The following is a 19,242-nucleotide window of genomic DNA, read 5'->3' as shown; positions in this document are numbered from 1 at the left end:
GTTCGTCTGTAGCGCCGACCATACGCAGCATGGATGCTGCGTATGAGCCTACATGGATGTATTCACGGCGTGTCGGCGGCTGCAGACAACCGTAATAGGCGCACAGCCGGGCGATGCTTTACAACGAATACCCGTACTGGCGCTTGAATTCGGCGTTGAACTCGTCGAAGGTGAAGCGCTGGTTCTGCGTGCCGTGGTGGCTCACCTTGAGCGCGCCCATCAGGTTGCCGATGCGGCCGATCGTCGGCCAGTCGTGGCCGTTCTCGATGCCGTAGATCAGTCCGGCGCGGAACGCGTCGCCGCAACCGGTCGGATCGACCACCGCTTCCTCGCGCGCCGGCGGCACGTTGATGGTGATGCCGTCGTGGAAGATGTCGCAGCCATGCGGGCCGCGGGTGACGATGAAGGCCTTGACCTTGCCGGCGATCTCGCGCTCGCTCCAGCCGGTGCGTTCCTGCAGCAGGCTCGACTCGTAATCGTTGGTGATGACGTAATCGGCCTGGTCGATGAACTCGCGGAACTCGCCGCCGTTGAACAGCGGCATCGCCTGGCCCGGATCGAAGATGAAGGGGATGCCGCACTCGGCGAACTCGCGCGCGTTCTGCAGCATGCCTTCATAGCCATCCGGCGCGACGATGCCGATGGTGACGCCTTCGACGTCGCGCACGTGGTTGAGGTGGCTGTCGCCCATCGCGCCCGGATGGAACGCGGTGATCTGGTTGTTGTCGTGGTCGGTGGTGATGAAGCACTGCGGCGTGAACTGTTCTTCCAGCACGCGCACGTGATCGAGTCGGATATTGAAATTCTCGAGGTGCGCGCGGTACGGCGCGAAATCCTGGCCCACCGTTGCCATCGGAATCGGGTCGCCGCCGATCAGCTTGAGGTTGTAGGCGATGTTGCCGGCGCAGCCGCCGAATTCGCGGCGCATGCGCGGCACCAGGAACGACACGTTGAGGATGTGGACCTTGTCCGGAAGGATGTGGTTCTTGAATTGGTCCGGGAACACCATGATGGTGTCGTAGGCGAGGGAACCACAGATCAGTGCGGACATGTCGGGCTGGTTGGTTGGGTAAACCGGGCAAGGGTAACCCGGTACGGGCGAAGAGGCCAAGAAACGCCCGTCAAATAACGCTTGGGGAACACGTGAAGGCCGCTTTTTTGCTAGGCTTGCCGACTTCCCCCGCACCCCTCCCCAGGCCCAGATTCGATGTTCAAAAAGCTCCGCGGCATGTTCTCCAACGACCTCTCCATCGACCTGGGGACGGCCAACACCTTGATCTATGTCCGCGGGCAAGGAATCGTGCTGAACGAGCCGTCGGTGGTGGCGGTGCGCCAGGATCGGACCTCGGGCCAGGCCCGCTCGGTGGCGGCGGTCGGCAGCGATGCCAAGCAGATGCTCGGCCGCACGCCCGGCAACCTGACCACCATCCGCCCGATGAAGGACGGGGTGATCGCCGACTTCACCTACACGGAAGAGATGCTCAAGCACTTCATCCGCAAGGTCCACAAGTCGCGCTTCCTGCGCCCGAGCCCGCGCGTGCTGATCTGCGTGCCCTGCGGTTCGACCCAGGTGGAGCAGCGCGCGATCAAGGAATCGGCGCTGGAGGCCGGCGCCCGTGACGTTTCCCTGATCGAGGAGCCGATGGCGGCGGCGATCGGTGCCGGCATGCCGGTGACCGAGGCGCGCGGCTCGATGGTCATCGATATCGGCGGCGGCACCTCGGAAGTGGCGGTCATCGCCCTGAACGGCATCGTCTATGCCCAATCGATCCGCGTCGGCGGCGACCGCTTCGACGAAGCCATCATCAATTACGTGCGCCGTCACCACGGCATGCTGATCGGCGAAGCCACCGCCGAGCGCATCAAGATCGAGATCGGCTGCGCCTATCCGCAGGAACAAGCGCGAATGATGGAAATCTCCGGCCGCAACCTCGCCGAGGGCGTGCCCAAGGTCCTGACCATCAGCTCCAACGAAGTGCTGGAAGCCCTGCGCGAACCGCTGTCGCAGATCGTCGCCGGCGTGAAGCAGGCGCTGGAGCAGACGCCGCCGGAACTGTGCGCGGACGTCGCCGAGCGCGGCATCGTGCTGACCGGTGGCGGCGCGCTGCTGCGTGACCTCGACCGCCTGCTGAGCGAGGAAACCGGCCTGCACGTGCAGGTGGCGGACGATCCGCTGACCTGCGTGGCGCGTGGCGGTGGTCGCGCGCTGGAACTGCTCGACGCCCACGGCAACGAGTTCTTCGCCGGCAACTGATCGATGTGTCACCGGGCGTCGCGACCGCGGCGCCTCCATCGCCTCCCAGCGAGGCACCACCGCAGACTGACGCGACCCTCCCACCGTGTCCTCCTATTCCGGTCCCGCCGCGCCCCGTGCCGAAAGCATCGCGGACACGCTGCGCCTGCTCGCCTATCTGGCCGCCTGCATCGTGCTGATGGCGTTCGACCGCCATGGCGGGCTCATGCAACGCGTGCACGCCTCGCTTGAACTGGTGGCGCAACCGGTGTGGAAGCTGGCGGGACTGCCCGGCCGCATCGGCGTGGAAATGCGCAACAACGCGGTCACCCGGTCGCAATTGATCAAGGACAACGCCGACCTGCGCAATGCGGTGGCAGTGTCCGGCGCGCGCATGGCGCGACTGCAGGCGGAACAGGCCGAGAACGAACGCCTGCGCAGCCTGCTCGGCGCGGCGCAGCGCGGGCGCCTCGACGTGCAGCTGGCGCCGATCCTCGACATCGACCTCGATCCCACCCACCAGCGGCTGGTGCTCGATGCCGGTTCCAACCAGGGCGTGCACGTCGGCCAGGTGGTGATCGACGGCGGCGGCATCCTCGGCCAGGTCACCTCGGTGCAGCCGATCACCTCGACGGTGCTGCTGATCACCGATCCCGACCACGCCATTCCGGTGGAAGTGGTGCGCACCGGCATTCGCCTGATCGTCTACGGCCGCGGCAACCGCCTGGTGCTGGGCAACATCCCGCGTTCGGCCGACATCAAGGTCGGCGATCGCGTGCAGACCTCGGGTCTTGGCGGACGCTTCCCCGCGGGCTTCCCGGTCGGCGCCATCACCAAGCTGAAACTCGACGACAGCCGCGCCTTCCTCGAAGCCGAGCTCATGCCGGCAGCGCAACCCGACCGCGGCCATGAAGTGCTGCTGTTGCGCACGCTGCCCGCGGCCCCGGTGTTCAAGCCCGTGGAATTGCCGGAGCGCGATACCAAGCCCGCGCACGACAAGGCCAAGCCGAAGAAATCGCAGAGCGGCATGGAGCCGGTGGAGGACGCGCCATGATGCGCCGGCGCACGCGCCTGCTCCAGGCAGGGAGCATCCTCGCGGCCTTGCTGCTGGCCTTGTTGCCGCTGCCCGACGCGATCGCGCCGTTCCGACCGTTCTGGATGGCGCTGGTGCTCGCCTACTGGGTGCTTGAGCACGGCGACGACACCGGCCTCGGCATCGCGTTCTTCGTCGGCCTGCTGGTCGACGTGGTGCAGGGCAGCCTGCTCGGCGAATACGCGTTGCGGCTGGTGGTGATCGCGTTCCTGCTGGATCGTTTCCGTTCGCGCCTGCGCTTCTATCCGATCTGGCAGCAGGTGCTGGCGATCGCCGCGCTGCTGGTCAACGACTGGATCGTCACCGCGATCATCCACGCCTTCCTCGGCCAGCCGCAGCATCCGTTCGCCAGCCTCGGTTCGGCGGCGGTCGGCGCGGTGCTGTGGGGCCCGGTGCATGCATTGCTGGCGACGCTGGATCGCGGTCGGCGCTAGGGGTTGATGAGCTGATGGCGCCTCGACGAAGTGCAATCAAGAACCAGGCGCTCGAGGTCGAGCAGTTCCGCCGGCGCGCCTTCATCGCGTTCGCGATGGTCGTGGCCTGCCTGATCGGGCTTGGTGGCTGGTATTTCCGCATGCAGGTCGTGCAGCACCGCATGTATTCGGCGGCGGCGGAATCCAACCAGATCAAGCCGCGGCCGATCGTGCCCGGGCGCGGACTGATCTACGACCGCAAGGGCCGCGTCCTCGCCGACAACATCCCGGAATTCCGCCTCGACGTGACGCCCGACCAGGTCGACGACATGGCGGCGCTGGTCCAGCAGTTGTCGACGCGGATCGAGTTGAAGCCGGAGGACATCGAGGCCTTCGACCGTGCCCGCGATGCGAGTCGTCCGCATGCGCCGGTGACGTTGAAGGCACGCCTGACCGACGAGGAAATCGCGCGGTTCTCGGTGGATCGCTGGCAATTCCCCGGCGTGGAGATCGTGCCGTATTTCGGCCGCGTCTATCCGCACAAGGACCTGTTCACCCACGTGATCGGCTACGTCGGTCGCGTCGATGCGCGCGACAAGGAAAAGATGAAGTCGCTCGATGCCGCTTTCAGCCATGTCGGCAAGACCGGGATCGAGCGTTATTACGAAGATGCGCTACGCGGCAAGGTCGGATACGAACGCATCGAGACCAACGTCAACGGTCGCGCGCTGCGCACGCTCGGCGTGGTGCCGGCCAAGCCCGGCGTCGACCTGCGCCTGAGCATCGACCTCGACCTGCAGCGGGCGATGGTGGAAGCGTTCGGCAATCTGGAAGGATCGGCGGTGGCGATCGATCCGCGCACCGGCGGCATCCTCGCGATGGTCAGCCTGCCGTCGTACGACGCCAACCTGTTCGTCAACGGCATCTCGCACGAAGACTACGCGGCGTTGAACGAGAATCCCTCGCGCCCGCAGTTCAACCGCGTGGTGCTGGGCGCCGTCGCACCGGGTTCGACCGTGAAGCCGTTCATCGGCCTGGCCGGACTCGACAGCGGCCTGCGCACGCCGGAGGACAAGGTGCTGTCGACCGGCATGTTCTACATCCCCGGGGTCAAACGCGGCTTCGGCGACTCGCATCGCGGCGGCCACGGCTGGACCGACCTGCGCAAGTCGATCTATGCCTCGGTCAATACCTATTACTACAAGCTCGCGCTCGACATGGGCATGCCGCGCTTCGACCAATATCTCAGCAAGTACGGCTTCGGTTCGCCCACCGGCATCGACATGTATGGCGAGACCGGCGGCATCCTGCCGTCGCCGCAATGGAAGGGCGCGCACATCAAGGGCGCGAGCGAGTCGCGCTGGTATCCGGGCGACACCGTGAACAGCGGCATCGGCCAGGGATTCTGGAAAGTCACGCCGCTGCAGTTGGCGCAAGGCGTCGCCGCGCTCGGCAATGGCGGCCTGTTGCGCCGCCCGCACCTGGTGGAAGCGGCGCGCATCGGGTATGGCGGGACCTGGGGCGATTTGCCGCAGCCGGAACCCAAGCGCATCAGCGACAACCCGGCGCACCTGCAGGTGATCCGCGAAGGCATGATCGGCACCGTGCACGGCGCCGGCACCGCGACCAATATCCGCGCCGGACTGACCTACGTGATCGCCAGCAAGACCGGGACCGCGCAGGTGGTGAGTCGGCGTGGCGTGGCAGCGGTCGACCCGCGCCGCCTGCCGATGAACCAGCGCCACCGTGCGTTGTTCGAAGCTTATGCGCCTGCAGACAATCCGACGATTGCGGTGGCGGTCGAGATCGAAGGCGGCGGCTACGGCGCCGATACCGCGGCGCCGATCGCGCGCAAGATCATGGATGCCTGGATCACCGGAAAGATGCCGGGCGCCGGCAAGGACGGCAAGGACACGCTGGCCGATGGTCGCGATCCGATGTTCGCCGATGCCGAAAGCGGCGCGATCGGCAGCGAAGCGTTCCTGTCGCCCGGCACCATCGATGCACTGGAGGATCGCAGCAGCGAGACCCAGCAATCCGAGGATCCCGGCGCCACGGACGACAACGCCCAGCCACCTGCCGACGGCGCGGAGCAGACACCATGAACCCGTTGCTGAGGGTCATTTCGAACTGGGTCGCGCGCCTGTTGCGCACCATCGACCTGCCGCTGCTTGGTGCGCTGTTGCTGTTGATGGCCAGTGGCCTGCTCACCTTGTACAGCGCCAGCAACGGCAGCCTGCGCATGGTGATGGGGCAGGGATCGCGCTTCGTCATCGGCCTCGGCCTGATGTGGCTGCTGTCGCGCGTCGCCCCGCCGCGCCTGCGCGCGGCATCGCCCTACGTCTACCTGGCGACGATCGTGCCGCTGCTGGCGGTGCTGGTGCTCGGCCGCGGCCACCACGGCAACCTGTGGATCAATCTCGGCGTGTTCTATTTCCAGCCATCGGAACTGATCAAGCTCAGCCTACCGATGATGCTGGCGTGGTACCTGCACAACTCGGTGCTGCCGCCCAACCTGCGCACGATCGCGATTTCCGGCGCGATCGCGGCAGTCCCCATTCTGCTCATCCTCAAGCAGCCCGATTTCGGCACGTCGATGCTGATTACCTGCGGCGCGGTGTTCACCATGTTTCTCGCCGGGCTGTCATGGTGGTGGTTCATCGGCGCGTTCACGTCGGTGGCGGTGGCGGCGCCGGCCGCATGGTTCTGGTTCCTGAAGCCATACCAGAAAGACCGCATCATGATTTTCATCAACCCGGATTCCGACAAGCTCGGTGCGGGCTGGAACATCACCCAGTCGAAGATCGCGATCGGTTCCGGCGGTTGGTTCGGCCAGGGCTGGATGCACGGCACGCAATCGCATCTCAATTACTTGCCGGAACACACCACCGACTTCCTGTTCTCGGTGCTGGGCGAGGAATTCGGCTGGGTCGGCGTGACGCTGATGTTCGCCGCCTACCTGGTGGTGATCGGGCGCTGCCTGTGGATCGCGATGGAAGCGCGCGATTCCTATTCGCGCCTGCTGGCGGGCACGCTGGGCCTCGCGTTGTTCGTCTATGTGATGGTCAACGGTGGAATGATCTCGGGCATGTTGCCGGTGGTCGGCGTGCCGATGCCGTTGCTGTCGTATGGCGGTACGTCGGCGGTCGTGTTGCTGGCTGGCATGGGCCTGGTGATGTCGGTGCGCGCGCACTCGCCACGGCGGACTTGAATGGCGTAGTCAGGATCGCCCGGAAGGTGCGTGATACCCTCCCCGGCGATGACCCGACGCCTCCTTCTTCCCGCCGCGGTATCGCTCATGCTGGCCGCATGCGCCACGCAGGCACCGCCGCCGTCCAAGCCCGTGGCGATTCCGCCGCCCGCGCCTGCACCGACTCCCGCCCCCACGCCGGCATCACAGACGCCGCGCCCGACCGGCCCCGTGCCCGATCTCGTCGCTGCGCGCCACGAGTTCGCGCAGCAGGCCGCGGGCAAATACGGTGTCGATGCGCAGCGCGTCGAATCGGTGCTGTCCACCGCGCAGATCCGCGAGCCGATCATCGCCGCGATGTCGCGCCCGGCAGAAGGCAAGCCGTGGAGCGAATACCGTCCGTTGTTCCTCAACACGGCGCGCATCGATGGCGGCAAGGCCTTCATCGCCAAGCACCGTGATGCGCTGAACGCGGTCGAGGCGAAGTACGGCGTGCCCGCCGAAATCATCGTCGCCATCATCGGCGTCGAAACCGGCTACGGCGCCAACATGGGCAAGTATCCGGTGACCGATGCGCTGTACACGCTCGGGTTCCGCTATCCGCGCACCAATGCGGCGGACAAGATCGAGCGCGAGAACATGCGCGAGGCGTTCTTCCGCGACGAGCTGGCCCAGGCCTTCGCGATGGAGAAGGAAGCGCATCTCGACATCACCCAGTTGCGCGGCAGCTATGCCGGCGCGATGGGCTGGGGCCAGTTCATGCCGTCGAGCTATCGCCAGTACGCGGTCGATGGCGATGGCGATGGCAAGCGCGACCTGTTCACCGATCTCGCCGACGTGCTGCCGTCGATCGCCAATTACTTCGTCGGTCGCGGCCAGTGGCAGCGCGGCCAGCCGGTGATGGTGCGCGCGACGCGCGATGCGAACGCGCAGGTGATCAATCCCGACAATCGCAGCGAAGCGATGCTGCCGCAGGCCGACCTCGCCAGGATGGGGTATCGCCCGTTGCAGGCGGCGCCGGCGGAGCTGCCCGCCAACATCATTACCCTCGATGGCGCCAACGGCCCCGAATACTGGATGGTGTTCCCCAACTTCGTCGCGATCACGCGCTACAACAAGTCGCCGCTGTATTCGACCGCGGTGTACCAGTTGTCGCAAGTGATCGCGGGCCGTCCGGTGCCGGGCGCATGAGGCGCATGAGGCGCATCGCGCTGATCGCGGGCGTATCGTCGCTATTGGCCGCGTGCAGCACCACGCCGGCCCCGAAATCGCCATCGACTGCCGCGCATGGCGCGACGGTCGCGAAGACCGCGCCGCGCACGACATCGGCGAATGCGACGACCTCGTCGACTTCGCCTTATGCGCCTGCGCAGGAAGACGTCAGCAAGCGCGGACAGATGGTCGGCGATCTCTATCGCCCCGACATCAAGGACAGCGTGCCGGGTGAAATCCCCGACGTGAACCGCATTCCCGAGCCGACGGTGAAGTCGGAACCGCGTTCGAAGCGCGGCAACAAGGCCTATGCGGTACTCGGCAAGAACTACAACGTGCTGGACGACGCGCGCGGCTATTCCGAAACCGGCACCGCTTCGTATTACGGCAACAAGTTCCATGGCCGCCAGACGTCCAACGCCGAGGTGTACGACATGTACGCCTTCACCGCGGCGCATCGCACGCTGCCGTTGCCCAGCTATGCGCGGGTGACCAATCTCGACAACGGCAAGTCGGTGGTGGTGCGCATCAACGATCGCGGCCCGTTCCATTCCAACCGCCTGATCGATCTCAGCTATGCCGCGGCGGTGAAGCTGGGCTATCGCGAGAAGGGCACGGCGCGCGTGCGCGTGGATGCGCTGACGCCGGAGGAAAGCAAGGAAACCAACCAGGCGATCGAGCTGGCCGCGGCGGCGAAGGACGATCCGGCGGCGAAGGTGCAACTGGCGCAGCAAGTCGCCGATGGCAAGGTGCCGGCGGGCGTCGCGCTGACGAGTTCGCCGGCGGTGGCGCAGGACTATCGCTTCGACATGATGCAGAACGGCAAGGTGATGACGCCGGCCGAATTCGATGCATGGATGAAGGCGCGCGGGCTCCACGTCGCCACCGGCAAGCCGGGGACGCCGGAACCGCGCGCGACCGCCGCAGTGGTTCCGGCGGTGACGCCGCCCGCAGTCACGCAGCCGGTCGCGGCATCGGCTCCGGTGGCGCCTCCGGTCGCCAAGCCGGCGCCAGTGCAGGTGGCTTCGGCATCGACACCCACCGCGACTGCCGTGTCCGGGCCGACCTTGCAGGTGGCCGCCTTCGCCAACCAGCAGAACGCCGAGCAGGCGCTGGCCATCATCCAGCACGCCGGCGTCGCCAATGCCCGCATCGTCGAGGGCTGGTCGAATGGCCGCCGCTACTGGCGCCTGCGCGTCGCCGCGATGAACACAGCCGAAGTCCCGGCGTTGTCCGCACGCATCTCCGGCCTCGGATTCGGGACGCCGCAGCCCGTCCGCGACTAAACTTGTCGTTCTTCCCGGGCTGCCCCAGCCGCAGCCCGTTTCTCCCGCATTTGTCGATCGATTCCCGCACATGACTTCCAGACCCGTTGCCGTTCTTTCCGTCGCCGCACTGACTGCCGCCTTTGGCCTCGCCTTCGCGCAGACGCCCGCGCCTGCCCCGGCGGCCACTGCGCCTGCCGCGGTCGCCACCGGCGAGTTGCCGATCCCGACGGCCCCGGCCCCCGCCGTGTCCAAGGCCTGGGTGGTGATGGACTACGCAACCGGCCAGGTGCTGGCGGGCGACAACATCGACACCCAGCTCGAACCGGCCAGCATCACCAAGGTGATGACGAGCTACGTCATCGCCGCGGAAATCGCCAAGGGCAAGGTCAAGGCGACCGACCCGGTGATGATGACCGAGCACGCCTGGAAGACCGGCGGCGCCGGCACCGACGGCAGCTACAGCGGCTTCGAGGTCAACAAGACCGCGCCGCTGGAACAGATGGAAACCGGCATGGTGGTGCAGTCGGGCAACGATGCCGCGATCGCGCTGGCCGAGCACGTCGCCGGCAGCGAGGAAGCCTTCGCCCAGCTGATGAACAGCTACGCCGCCAAGATCGGCATGAAGAACAGCCACTTCGTCGATCCCACCGGTCTTTCCGCCCAGGGCCATCTGTCCACCGCGCACGACCTGGCGCTGCTGGGCCGCGCGCTGATCCACGATTACCCGCAGGCCTATGCGCTGAACAAGATCAAGGAGTTCACCGTCGGCCCGATCACCCAGCCCAACCGCAACCTGCTGTTGTGGCGCGACGCATCGGTCGACGGCATCAAGACCGGCCACACCTCCAACGCCGGCTACTGCCTGATGGCGTCGGCGCAGCGCGGCGACCAGCGCCTGATCGCGGTGGTGCTGGGCGATACCAGCGAGAAGCAGCGCGCCGACGACGTCCAGGCCCTGCTCAACTGGGGCTTCCGCTTCTACGAAACGCACAAGCTGTATGACGCCAACGCGCAGGTCAGCGTGCAGAAGGTGTGGAAGGGCGCGAGCCCGCAGGTGCGCCTGGGCGTGGCCGAGCCGCTGCTCATCACCGTGCCGCGCGGTCGCTTCGAATCGCTGAAGTCGTCGATGGAAGTGCCGCAGAACCTGATCGCGCCGATCGCCAAGGGCCAGAAGGTCGGCACCATCAAACTTTCTTTGGATGGCAAGCAGATCGCCGAGGCGCCGCTGGTGGCCATCGACGCGGTGGAGCAGGGCGGTTTCTTCCGTCGCCTGTGGGACAGTCTCGTCATGTGGTGGAAGTCGCGCTGAGGCGCGATGCATAAGGAGCTGTGACGATGATGGAAATCAAATCCGACAATCCCGAGCACGGCTTCCAGTTTCCCGGCGTGTTCGAAATCACCGCGATGGGACCGGCCGATGCCGGCCTCGAAGCGGTGATCCCGACCTTGCTCGAGGACGCCGGCATCGAGGTGCTGCGCGAAACCGTCGCCACCCGCGATTCCTCGGGCGGCAAGTACGTCTCGATCAAGCTCAGCTTCAAGGCGGAATCGCGCGCGCAGTACGAAGCCGCGCATACCGCATTGCGCGAACATCCCGAGGTGAAGTGGACGCTCTGATCGTCCGCGAACTCGGGCGCCAGCCCTATGCGCCGGTGTGGCATGCGATGCAGGGCTTCACCGACGCGCGCAGTGATGCCACGACCAACGAGTTGTGGGTGGTCGAACACGATCCGGTGTTCACCCTCGGCCAGGCCGGCAAGCCCGAACACGTGCTCGCGCCCGGCGACATCCCGGTGATTCCGGTCGATCGCGGCGGCCAGGTGACCTATCACGGTCCCGGCCAGATCGTTGCCTATCCGTTGCTCGACCTGAAACGCCTCGGCATCGGCGTGCGCGAATACGTGTGCCGCATCGAACAGGCGATCATCGACACGCTGGGCGAATGGAACATCGCGGCCGTGCGTCGCGAAGGCGCGCCCGGCGTCTACGTCAATGATGCCAAGATCGCCGCGCTCGGCATCCGCGTTCGTCGCGGCTGCACCTTCCACGGCCTCGCCTTCAACATCACCGGCGAAAGCACGCCGCCGTTCCAGCGCATCAATCCCTGCGGCTATATCGGCCTGCAGGTGATCGCGCTGGACGATCTCGGCGGCCCCGGCGGCATGGAAGCGGTCAAGCCGGTGCTGGTGGCCGAGCTCGCCCGCCAGTTCGGCCTGAAGCCGCAAACCGCGCCGGCGCCCGATCTCGCCGCGCTGGCCGGCCAGAGGCGCGAGGCCGCCTGATCCCCGCCGATGGGCGATAATGGCGCCATGAGCGAACCTCGAAACATCCCGCTTGCCGTCGTCGAAGGCGGCACGCTCGGCCAAGGTGTTCTGGAGCCTGGCGCCAAGCAGCTCGCCGGCGACAAGATCGGCCGTTCCCCGGTGCAGTTCCAGGACGCGCCGGTGTTGCGCAAACCCTCGTGGATCCGCGTGCGCCTGCCCGCCGGCAATGCCGTGCAGCAGCTCAAGTCGAAACTGCGCGAGAACCGCCTCGTCACCGTGTGCGAGGACGCCAGCTGCCCGAACATCCACGAGTGCTTCAGCCATGGCACCGCGACGTTCATGATCATGGGCGACGTCTGCACGCGTCGTTGCAGTTTCTGCGACGTCGCGCATGGCCGACCAAAACCATTGGACGCAGATGAGCCGCGTCGGCTCGCCTCGACCGTCGCCGACATGGGCCTGCGCTACGTGGTGATCACCAGCGTCGATCGCGACGACCTGCGCGATGGCGGCGCCCAGCACTTCGTCGACTGCATCCGCGAAACGCGTGCCGCCGCGCCCGGCATCCGCATCGAAATCCTGACGCCGGACTTCCGCGGCAAGGGCCGCATGGAGCGCGCGCTGGAAATCCTCGCCCAGGACCCGCCGGACGTGTTCAACCACAACATCGAAACGGTGCCGGACCTGTATCGCAACGTGCGTCCGGGCGCCGACTACGCGTGGTCGCTGGAATTGCTCAAGCGCTTCAAGGCGCAGCATCCGGACGTCGCCACCAAGTCGGGCATCATGCTCGGCCTCGGCGAGACGCAGGAACAGGTCGAAGCCACCCTGCGCGACCTGCGCGCGCACGACGTCGACATGATCACCATCGGCCAGTACCTGCAGCCGTCGCCGTCGCACCACCCGGTGCTGCGCTACTGGACGCCGGAAGAGTTCAAGGTGTTCGAGGACTACGGCATGTCGCTCGGCTTCGAGCACGTCGCCTCCGGCCCGATGGTGCGTTCCAGCTACCACGCCGACCGCCAGGCCGCCGAAGCGGGCCGCCACCAGGCCTGAACGCGGCCCGGGCAGGCCAGCCTGAACGCGTGCTTCCGTCCGTCGGCCCGTGACTTCCGGGTCGCGTGATTGCGACCCCGGATGTGGCAGAGTGAATGGCGGAGTGAACGTTCGCGCATCCCGCGTGTCCAAGCTCCAGATTCGATCTTCGAGGATTCCATGAAGCGACGCAGTGCAGTGTTGGGCCTGGCCCTGGCGATTCCGCTGGTGCTGGGCGCGGCGGTGGTGACCAGCCATCCTTCGGCGACCACGGTGGCGGCCAAAGGCCCGCTCGCCCAGAACACCGACCAATCGGTGACGGCGCGACTCGTTTACGGCCTGCTGTCCAACAGCCGCTACGCCTATCGCGCGCAGCCGCTCGACGAAGCGCTGTCGAAGGAAATCTTCAAGAAGTATTTCGACCTGCTCGACGGCAACAAGATGTACTTCACCGCCGACGAAGTGGCCGGTTTCGAATCGCAGCGCGCCGGCTTCGACGCCGCGTTCCGCAATGGCGACATGAAGGTGCCGTTCGCCATCTTCGAGGCCTATCGCAAGCACGCGCGCGAACGCGTGGCATTCCAGCGTTCGCTGCTGACCCAGGACATCTTCAAGTTCGACGGCAATGACCGCTTCGAATACGACCGCGAAAAAGCCGCGTGGGCCGACAAGGCCGCGCTCGACACGCTGTGGAAGCAGTCGGTGCGCAACGACTGGCTGCGCCTGAAGCTGGCCGGCAAGCAGCCGGACGACATCCGCAAGACGCTCGACAAGCGCTACACGACCACGCTCAAGAGCATCGACGAACTGGATTCGGAAGACGTGTTCCAGCTGGCGATGAACGCCTACGCCAACGCCACCGATCCGCATACCGACTACTTCAACCCGCGCGCCGCCGAACGCTTCAACCAGCAGATGTCGCTGTCGCTGCAGGGCATCGGCGCGCAACTGCAGAAGCAGGACGACGTGGTGGTGGTGCGCGAACTGGTGCCGGGCGGTCCGGCCGCGATCAGCAAGCTGCTGCGCCCGGGCGATCGCATCGTCTCGGTCGGGCAGGGCGGTTCCGGCGCGATGGAAGACGTGATCGGCTGGCGCATCGATGACGTGGTCGAGAAGATCCGCGGCACCAAGGGCACGCGCGTGCGCCTCGGCGTGGTGCCGGCGAGCGCGCCGGTCGACAGCAAGCCGCACGTGATCGCGTTGACCCGTGACGTGGTCAAGCTGACCGAAGACGCCGCCAAGGGCGAAGTGATCAACCTGCCGGCCGCGAACGGCGCGCCTGCGCGCAAGATCGGCGTGATCAAGCTGCCGAGCTTCTACGAAGACTTCAGCGCACGTCGCAGCGGCAACGACTATGCCTCGGCATCGCGCGACATCAAGCGCCTGCTTGATGGGTTCAAGGCGCAGAATGTCGACGGCGTGGTGCTGGACCTGCGCAACAACGGCGGCGGCTCGCTGGGCGAAGCGGTGCGCATCACCGGCCTGTTCGTCGATACCGGCCCGGTGGTGCAGATCCGCCAGTCGGGCGGTCGCGTCGAAGTGGATGGCGATGACGAGGCCGGCGTGGCCTGGTCCGGCCCGCTCGCGGTGCTGGTGAATCGCGGTTCGGCCTCGGCCTCGGAAATCTTCGCCGGCGCGATCCAGGATTACGGTCGCGGCCTGATCATTGGCGAGACCACCTTCGGCAAGGGCACGGTGCAGAACCTGGTCGATCTCGACCGCTTCCCGAGCGCGCGCAAGACCCAGTTCGGCCAGGTCAAGATGACCATCGCGCAGTTCTTCCGTCCGTCGGGCTCGAGCACGCAGAACAAGGGCGTGGAACCGGATATCCACTTCCCGGTGACCGTCGATGCCAGCAGCTTCGGCGAGAGCATGTACGACAACGCATTGCCGTGGTCGAGCATTCCCGCCGCGCCGCACCTGCAGTACGGCGTGTTCGCGCCGATCCTGCCGCAGCTCGACGCCAGCCACGAGTCGCGCATCAAGAGCGATCTCGAATACCAGTGGCTGCTGCAGGATCTCGCCGAGTTCAAGGCGCTCAAGGCCAAGCACTACCTCTCGCTCAACGAGGGTGAGCGCCGCGCCGAGCGCGACAAGAGCGAGGCCAAGGTGAAACAGCGCCAGGCCGAGCGCAAGCGCCTGGGCCTGCCGCTCGATCCGCTCGCCGACGATTCCACCGACGATGGCCTGGCCGGCAACGAGCGCGACATCGCCAAGGAAGCCGCGCGCGAGAAGCTGGCCGAGAACCGCCCGGATCCGCTGCTGCGCGAATCCGCCGCGATCCTCTCCGACGCGATGGGCCTGCTCGCCCACGACTCGCGCCTCGCCAGCCAGGTGTTGCCGCAGTCGGGCAACGCGGTGACCTGGGTCCGCTGATCCTTTCGATCAGCGCGACGCGCGGGTTGGCAATGCCAGCCCGCGCTTGACGGTATCGAGGACGACGCGGCTCTCGAACCGCTTGATGTTCTTCTGCGGCTTGAGCAGGCGCTCGAGCAGGGCGCGATATTCCTGCACGCTCGGCGTCGCCACCATCAGCAGGTAATCCCAGTCGCCGGCCAGCGTGTAGCACTGCTGCACTTCCGGCGCGGCGCGCATGCGTGCGTAGAACGTCTTGATGTCGTGGGCCGACTCGTGCTCCATGCGCACCCACACCATGATCAACGTCGCCGAGGCCAGCGCCTGCGGATCGATCAAGGCGATCCGGCGCATGCCGTGCTCGCGGTAGCGCTTGATCCGGCGCTGCACGGCGCTGGGCGACAGCCCGACCGCTTCGCCGAGGGCGTCGAGGGTGAGGTCGGCGTCCTGCTGCAGCAGTTCGAGCAGGCGCTGGTCGAAGCTGTCGAGGATGTGCGGCTGGTTTTTCTTCATGCAAGATTCTTGCGCCAACACGCATGATTTTTCAATCAGGATGCGACCGTCAGGAGTAGCCTCGACATGATGAATAGGCCTTCCGACACGCACGCACCCACGCGCACCGCGGTCATCCTGGCGCTGGCTGCGGTTTACGTCATCTGGGGATCGACCTACCTCGCGATCAAGTTCGCGCTGGAAGGCGGTTTCACCCCGTTCTGGCTCGGCGGCATCCGCTTCCTGATCGCCGGCAGCGTGATGTTCGCCTTCCTGCGCCTGCGCGGCGAACCGATGCCGACACGCGCGCAATGGAAGAACGCGGGGATCATGGGCATCCTGTTGCTGGTGTTCGGCAACGGTTTCGTCAATTTCGCCGAACAGAGCGTCTCGTCCGGCCTCGCCGCGGTCGCGGTGGCGTCGGCGCCGATCTGGATCGCGTTGTTCGCGCGGATGAAGGGCGACCGCCCGACGCGCCTGGAATGGATCGGCGTGATGATCGGTTTCATCGGTGTGATCTGGCTCAATGCCGGCAGCAGCCTGCGCGCGTCGCCGGCGGGCTTGATCGCGCTGCTGATCGCGCCGCTGGCGTGGTCCTTCGGTTCGATCTGGAGCCGCGGTCGCGACCTGCCGTCGCCGTTCATGACCTCGGCGGTGCAGATGCTGTGCGCCGGCGTGGTGATGAGCATCGTCGCCACCGTCCGCGGTGAACACCTGCAAACGCCGGTGACCGGCCATGCGATCGGCGCGGTGGTCTATCTGATCGTGATGGGTTCGCTGATCGGCTTCAGCGCCTATGTCTGGCTGCTGCACCACGTGCGCCCGGCGCTCGCCGGCAGCTATGCCTATGTCAATCCGGTGATCGCGGTGGTGCTGGGCGCGCTGCTGGCCCATGAACAGTTCCATCTCAACGATCTCGTGCCGATGGCGATCATCGTGTTCGCGGTGCTGGCGATGACGCTGGGCAAGGCCAAGCGCGGCACGCCGGCGCAGGCCAAGTGATGGACGCTCCAACCGAGCGAGAAATTACCCGCGGCACCTGGATGGCCGTCGCCAGCTTCGTGCTGTGGGGTGTGATGCCGCTGTATTGGCATGCGCTGAAGTCGGTGCCGTCGCTGGCGATCGTTCTCCAGCGCATCGTCTGGAGCGCGTTGTTCGTTGGCGCGTTCCTGCTCTGGCGCGATGGTCGCGGCTGGTTGCGCGCCGTGCTGGCGCAGCCGCGCCTGCGCAAGATGCTGGCCGCCAGCGGCGCGCTGATCGCCTTCAACTGGGGCCTGTACATCTGGGCGGTGAATGCCGGCCACGTGGTCGAAACCGCGCTGGGTTATTTCATCAACCCGTTGCTCAACGTGTTGATCGGCGTCGTCTTCCTGCGCGAGCGCCTGCGTCCGCTGCAATGGCTGTCGGTGGCGATCGCCGTCGTCGGCGTGCTGTGGCTGACGGTCAATTACGGGCGGTTGCCGTGGATCGCGCTGGCGCTTGCCGGCTCGTTCGCGCTCTACGGCCTGGTTCGCAAGCTTGCGGCGGTGGATTCGGTGAGCGGGCTGGGCGTGGAAGGCGCCTATCTGTTCGTGCCTGCGTTGGCCACCTTGGCGTGGCAGGCTGGCCACGGCGGCACCGGTTTCGGCCAGGGCGCGTGGATCAGCAGCCTGCTGGTGCTGTCCGGCATCGTCACCGCGCTGCCGTTGGTCGGATTCGCCTACGCGGTTCGGCGGGTGCCGCTGACCACCGTCGGCCTGATGCAATACATCGCCCCGACCATCCAGTTCCTGCTCGGCGTGTTCGTCTTCCACGAAGCCTTCGACGGCACCCGCCTCGTCGGTTTCGTGTTGATCTGGATCGCGCTGGCGCTGTTTGCAGGCGAGGGCTTGCTGCGCTCGACCGCGGCGAGCGCGAACAAGGTCGCCGAACCGGATTGATGACCGGTTCGCGTTACTGGTTCGGATCGGCCGGACCGATCGTCAGCAAGGTCATCCCGACCGGCGCGGCGGCGCCATCGCCCTGTTCGGTGGCGAGGGCGCCCTTGGCGCGCACGCGATAGCCTTCGAGCTTGAACATGTCGACGATGTCGCTTTGCGCGACCAGCTCGATGTCCTGGATGTTGTCGACGCGCTTGAAGTCGGCGTGGCTGCTCGCCAGCGGCGACACGCAGGTCGGCGCGTCGAGTTTCATCATCAGCGCCTTGCGCGTCATCTTGCCGGGCGCGGTGACTTCCTTCGAGTACGTCTTGCCGACCAGCACGGTCTGCGCCGGCGAGTAATGCAGGCAGCCGTCGTTCACGGCCTGGTCGACCGGCGCCTGCTGCTGGCAGGCGGACAGCGCAAGCGCGGACAGCGGCAATGCGATCAGGAACTTGTTCATGCGATCTCCTTCCAGATTTCGCGGGTCAGGTTGATCGGGTCGTCGTTGGTGCAGGCGACGTCGTCTTCGATGCGGATGCCGCCATAGGGCTTGAAGCGTTCGACCGCGCTCCAGTCGACGCTGTTCTCCAGTCCCTTCGCTTTCAGTTCGTCCAGCAGCATGTCGATGAAATAGATGCCGGGTTCGATCGTCACCACCATGCCGGCGGCGAGCGGGCGGGTCAGGCGCAGATAGGGATGGCCGTCCGGCTTGGGCAGGGTGCCGCCGTGGTCGCTTTCGGCGAAGCCGGCGACGTCATGCACCTGCAGGCCGATGCCGTGGCCGATGCCGTGCGGGAAGAATGCGCTGCTGACGCCGGTCGCCACCGCCGCTTCCGGCGACACCGTGATCACGCCGAATTCCTTGAGCACGCCGGACAGCGCGAGATGCGCGTCGAGATGGATCTGGCGGTAATCGACGCCCGGGCGCACCTGCGCGCACATCGCCTGTTGCGCGGCATCGACGCGTTCGATCATCGCCGCGAAATCGTCGTGCTGCGCCGAATAGGTGCGGGTGATGTCGCAGGCATAACCGGCATGGCTGGCGCCGGCATCGATCAACAGGCTGCGATAGGGCTTGGGCGGCAGGCGCTGCAAGTCGCTGTAATGGAGGATCGCGCCGTGTTCGTTGAGCGCTACGATGTTCTGGTACGGCAGCTCGAGGCTGTCCTGGCCGGCGGCCTGGCAATAGGACAGGTGGATGCCGAACTCGCTGGCGCCGGCATCGAACGCGCGCTTGGCGGCACGATGGCCGCGCACGCCGCGACGGGTGGCTTCGCACATCATCGCGATTTCATACGGCGTCTTGTAGCCGCGGTGGTATTCCAGGTACTGGATCACTTCGGCGGGATTGTTCGGCGCGAAGGCGTTGCCGAGCGCGCTTTGCGCTTCGCCGAGGATCGCCTGGCGCGCCGTTGCCGAGAGATGCTGTTTCGCTTCGTCGGCAGTGCGGATGGTGACGATGTCGAAATGGTCGACCCAGTAGCCGCTCGGCGCCTGCGGCACCACGTGCCAGTAGTCGCGCGGCTGCAGGAAGATCAGCTTGGGTTTCTGGCCCGGCGTGTACACCAGCCAGCTGCCCGGCGCGCGCGTGACCGGCAGCCAGTACTTGAACTGCGGGTTCACCGCGTAGGGATAGTCGCGGTCGTCGAAGACCTGGTAGTGCGAGGTGCCGCTGGGCACGACCAGCTGGTCGAAACCGCCGCGCTGCAATGCTGCGTCGGCGTGGCGTTTGACGGTCTCGAGATGGTCGGCGTACAGGCCGGCGAGGGAGGGCTCGGACATGGGC

17 protein-coding genes and 1 pseudogene are annotated in these 19,242 nt (G+C 66.3%); 14 read left to right on the top strand and 4 right to left on the bottom strand.

Going from position 1 to position 19,242, the window contains the following annotated elements; all coding sequences use genetic code 11:
* Positions 1-118 precede the first annotated feature (118 nt).
* Positions 119-1,051, bottom strand: coding sequence for a carbohydrate kinase family protein (locus ABE093_RS12000; RefSeq protein ID WP_430761138.1), 933 nt, complete (start codon positions 1,049-1,051; stop codon positions 119-121).
* Between the two features lie 156 nt (positions 1,052-1,207).
* Here ABE093_RS12000 and ABE093_RS11995 point away from each other — a divergent pair, with 156 nt between their 5' ends.
* From ABE093_RS11995 to ABE093_RS11940, 12 genes and pseudogenes are all read left to right on the top strand, one after another.
* The gene (locus ABE093_RS11995; RefSeq protein ID WP_430761137.1) at positions 1,208-2,254 is read left to right on the top strand and encodes a rod shape-determining protein; all 1,047 of its coding nucleotides are present in this window, start codon (positions 1,208-1,210) and stop codon (positions 2,252-2,254) included.
* 178 nt (positions 2,255-2,432) lie between these two features.
* Positions 2,433-3,161 (top strand): annotated as a pseudogene (gene mreC, locus ABE093_RS11990) (rod shape-determining protein MreC); the annotation flags it as partial.
* A gap of 122 nt (positions 3,162-3,283) precedes the next feature.
* Positions 3,284-3,760, top strand: a complete 477-nt coding sequence (gene mreD / locus ABE093_RS11985) for a rod shape-determining protein MreD (protein WP_430761136.1) — start codon at positions 3,284-3,286, stop codon at positions 3,758-3,760.
* Between the two features lie 14 nt (positions 3,761-3,774).
* Positions 3,775-5,844: a penicillin-binding protein 2 gene (mrdA, locus tag ABE093_RS11980; protein ID WP_430761135.1), complete on the top strand. Its 2,070-nt coding sequence runs from the start codon at positions 3,775-3,777 to the stop codon at positions 5,842-5,844.
* The gene (gene rodA / locus ABE093_RS11975) at positions 5,841-6,950 is read left to right on the top strand and encodes a rod shape-determining protein RodA (protein ID WP_430761134.1); all 1,110 of its coding nucleotides are present in this window, start codon (positions 5,841-5,843) and stop codon (positions 6,948-6,950) included. Before mrdA ends, rodA begins: the two co-directional genes overlap by 4 nt.
* Before the next feature lie 48 nt (positions 6,951-6,998).
* Positions 6,999-8,120 (top strand): lytic murein transglycosylase B, encoded by a 1,122-nt coding sequence (gene mltB, locus ABE093_RS11970; RefSeq protein ID WP_430761133.1) that lies wholly within the window; start codon positions 6,999-7,001, stop codon positions 8,118-8,120.
* A gap of 5 nt (positions 8,121-8,125) precedes the next feature.
* A complete protein-coding gene (locus tag ABE093_RS11965) occupies positions 8,126-9,427 on the top strand; it encodes a septal ring lytic transglycosylase RlpA family protein (protein ID WP_430761132.1) in 1,302 nt (433 codons plus the stop codon).
* A gap of 70 nt (positions 9,428-9,497) precedes the next feature.
* Positions 9,498-10,718: a D-alanyl-D-alanine carboxypeptidase family protein gene (locus ABE093_RS11960; RefSeq protein WP_430761131.1), complete on the top strand. Its 1,221-nt coding sequence runs from the start codon at positions 9,498-9,500 to the stop codon at positions 10,716-10,718.
* A gap of 29 nt (positions 10,719-10,747) precedes the next feature.
* Entirely contained in the window at positions 10,748-11,026 is a 279-nt protein-coding gene (locus ABE093_RS11955; RefSeq protein WP_430761144.1) for a DUF493 family protein, read from the top strand.
* A gap of 47 nt (positions 11,027-11,073) precedes the next feature.
* Positions 11,074-11,691, top strand: a complete 618-nt coding sequence (gene lipB, locus ABE093_RS11950) for a lipoyl(octanoyl) transferase LipB (RefSeq protein WP_430761143.1) — start codon at positions 11,074-11,076, stop codon at positions 11,689-11,691.
* A gap of 27 nt (positions 11,692-11,718) precedes the next feature.
* Positions 11,719-12,729 (top strand): lipoyl synthase, encoded by a 1,011-nt coding sequence (gene lipA, locus ABE093_RS11945; protein WP_430761130.1) that lies wholly within the window; start codon positions 11,719-11,721, stop codon positions 12,727-12,729.
* A gap of 159 nt (positions 12,730-12,888) precedes the next feature.
* Positions 12,889-15,084, top strand: a complete 2,196-nt coding sequence (locus ABE093_RS11940) for a carboxy terminal-processing peptidase (RefSeq protein WP_430761129.1) — start codon at positions 12,889-12,891, stop codon at positions 15,082-15,084.
* Between the two features lie 9 nt (positions 15,085-15,093).
* Here the strand turns inward: ABE093_RS11940 and ABE093_RS11935 are convergent, their stop codons facing one another.
* Entirely contained in the window at positions 15,094-15,576 is a 483-nt protein-coding gene (locus ABE093_RS11935) for an Lrp/AsnC family transcriptional regulator (protein WP_430761128.1), read from the bottom strand.
* A gap of 69 nt (positions 15,577-15,645) precedes the next feature.
* Between ABE093_RS11935 and yedA the strand changes: the two genes are divergently transcribed.
* Complete coding sequence (gene yedA, locus ABE093_RS11930; RefSeq protein WP_430761127.1) at positions 15,646-16,557, top strand: drug/metabolite exporter YedA; 912 nt, start codon at positions 15,646-15,648, stop codon at positions 16,555-16,557.
* Positions 16,557-17,474, top strand: coding sequence for an EamA family transporter RarD (gene rarD, locus ABE093_RS11925; RefSeq protein WP_430761126.1), 918 nt, complete (start codon positions 16,557-16,559; stop codon positions 17,472-17,474). The genes yedA and rarD overlap by 1 nt, the downstream gene beginning before the upstream one ends.
* A 13-nt stretch (positions 17,475-17,487) precedes the next feature.
* On the opposite strand, the gene ABE093_RS11920 is transcribed toward rarD, so the two are convergent.
* A complete protein-coding gene (locus ABE093_RS11920; protein ID WP_430761125.1) occupies positions 17,488-17,916 on the bottom strand; it encodes a hypothetical protein in 429 nt (142 codons plus the stop codon).
* Positions 17,913-19,238, bottom strand: a complete 1,326-nt coding sequence (pepQ, locus tag ABE093_RS11915) for a Xaa-Pro dipeptidase (RefSeq protein ID WP_430761124.1) — start codon at positions 19,236-19,238, stop codon at positions 17,913-17,915. The genes ABE093_RS11920 and pepQ overlap by 4 nt, the downstream gene beginning before the upstream one ends.
* Positions 19,239-19,242: the final 4 nt, after the last annotated feature.

Source organism: Solilutibacter silvestris (assembly GCF_050574925.1).
GTDB classification, from domain to species: Bacteria; Pseudomonadota; Gammaproteobacteria; order Xanthomonadales; family Xanthomonadaceae; genus Solilutibacter; species Solilutibacter silvestris_A.
This window is presented reverse-complemented; position numbering and strand designations above follow the sequence as displayed.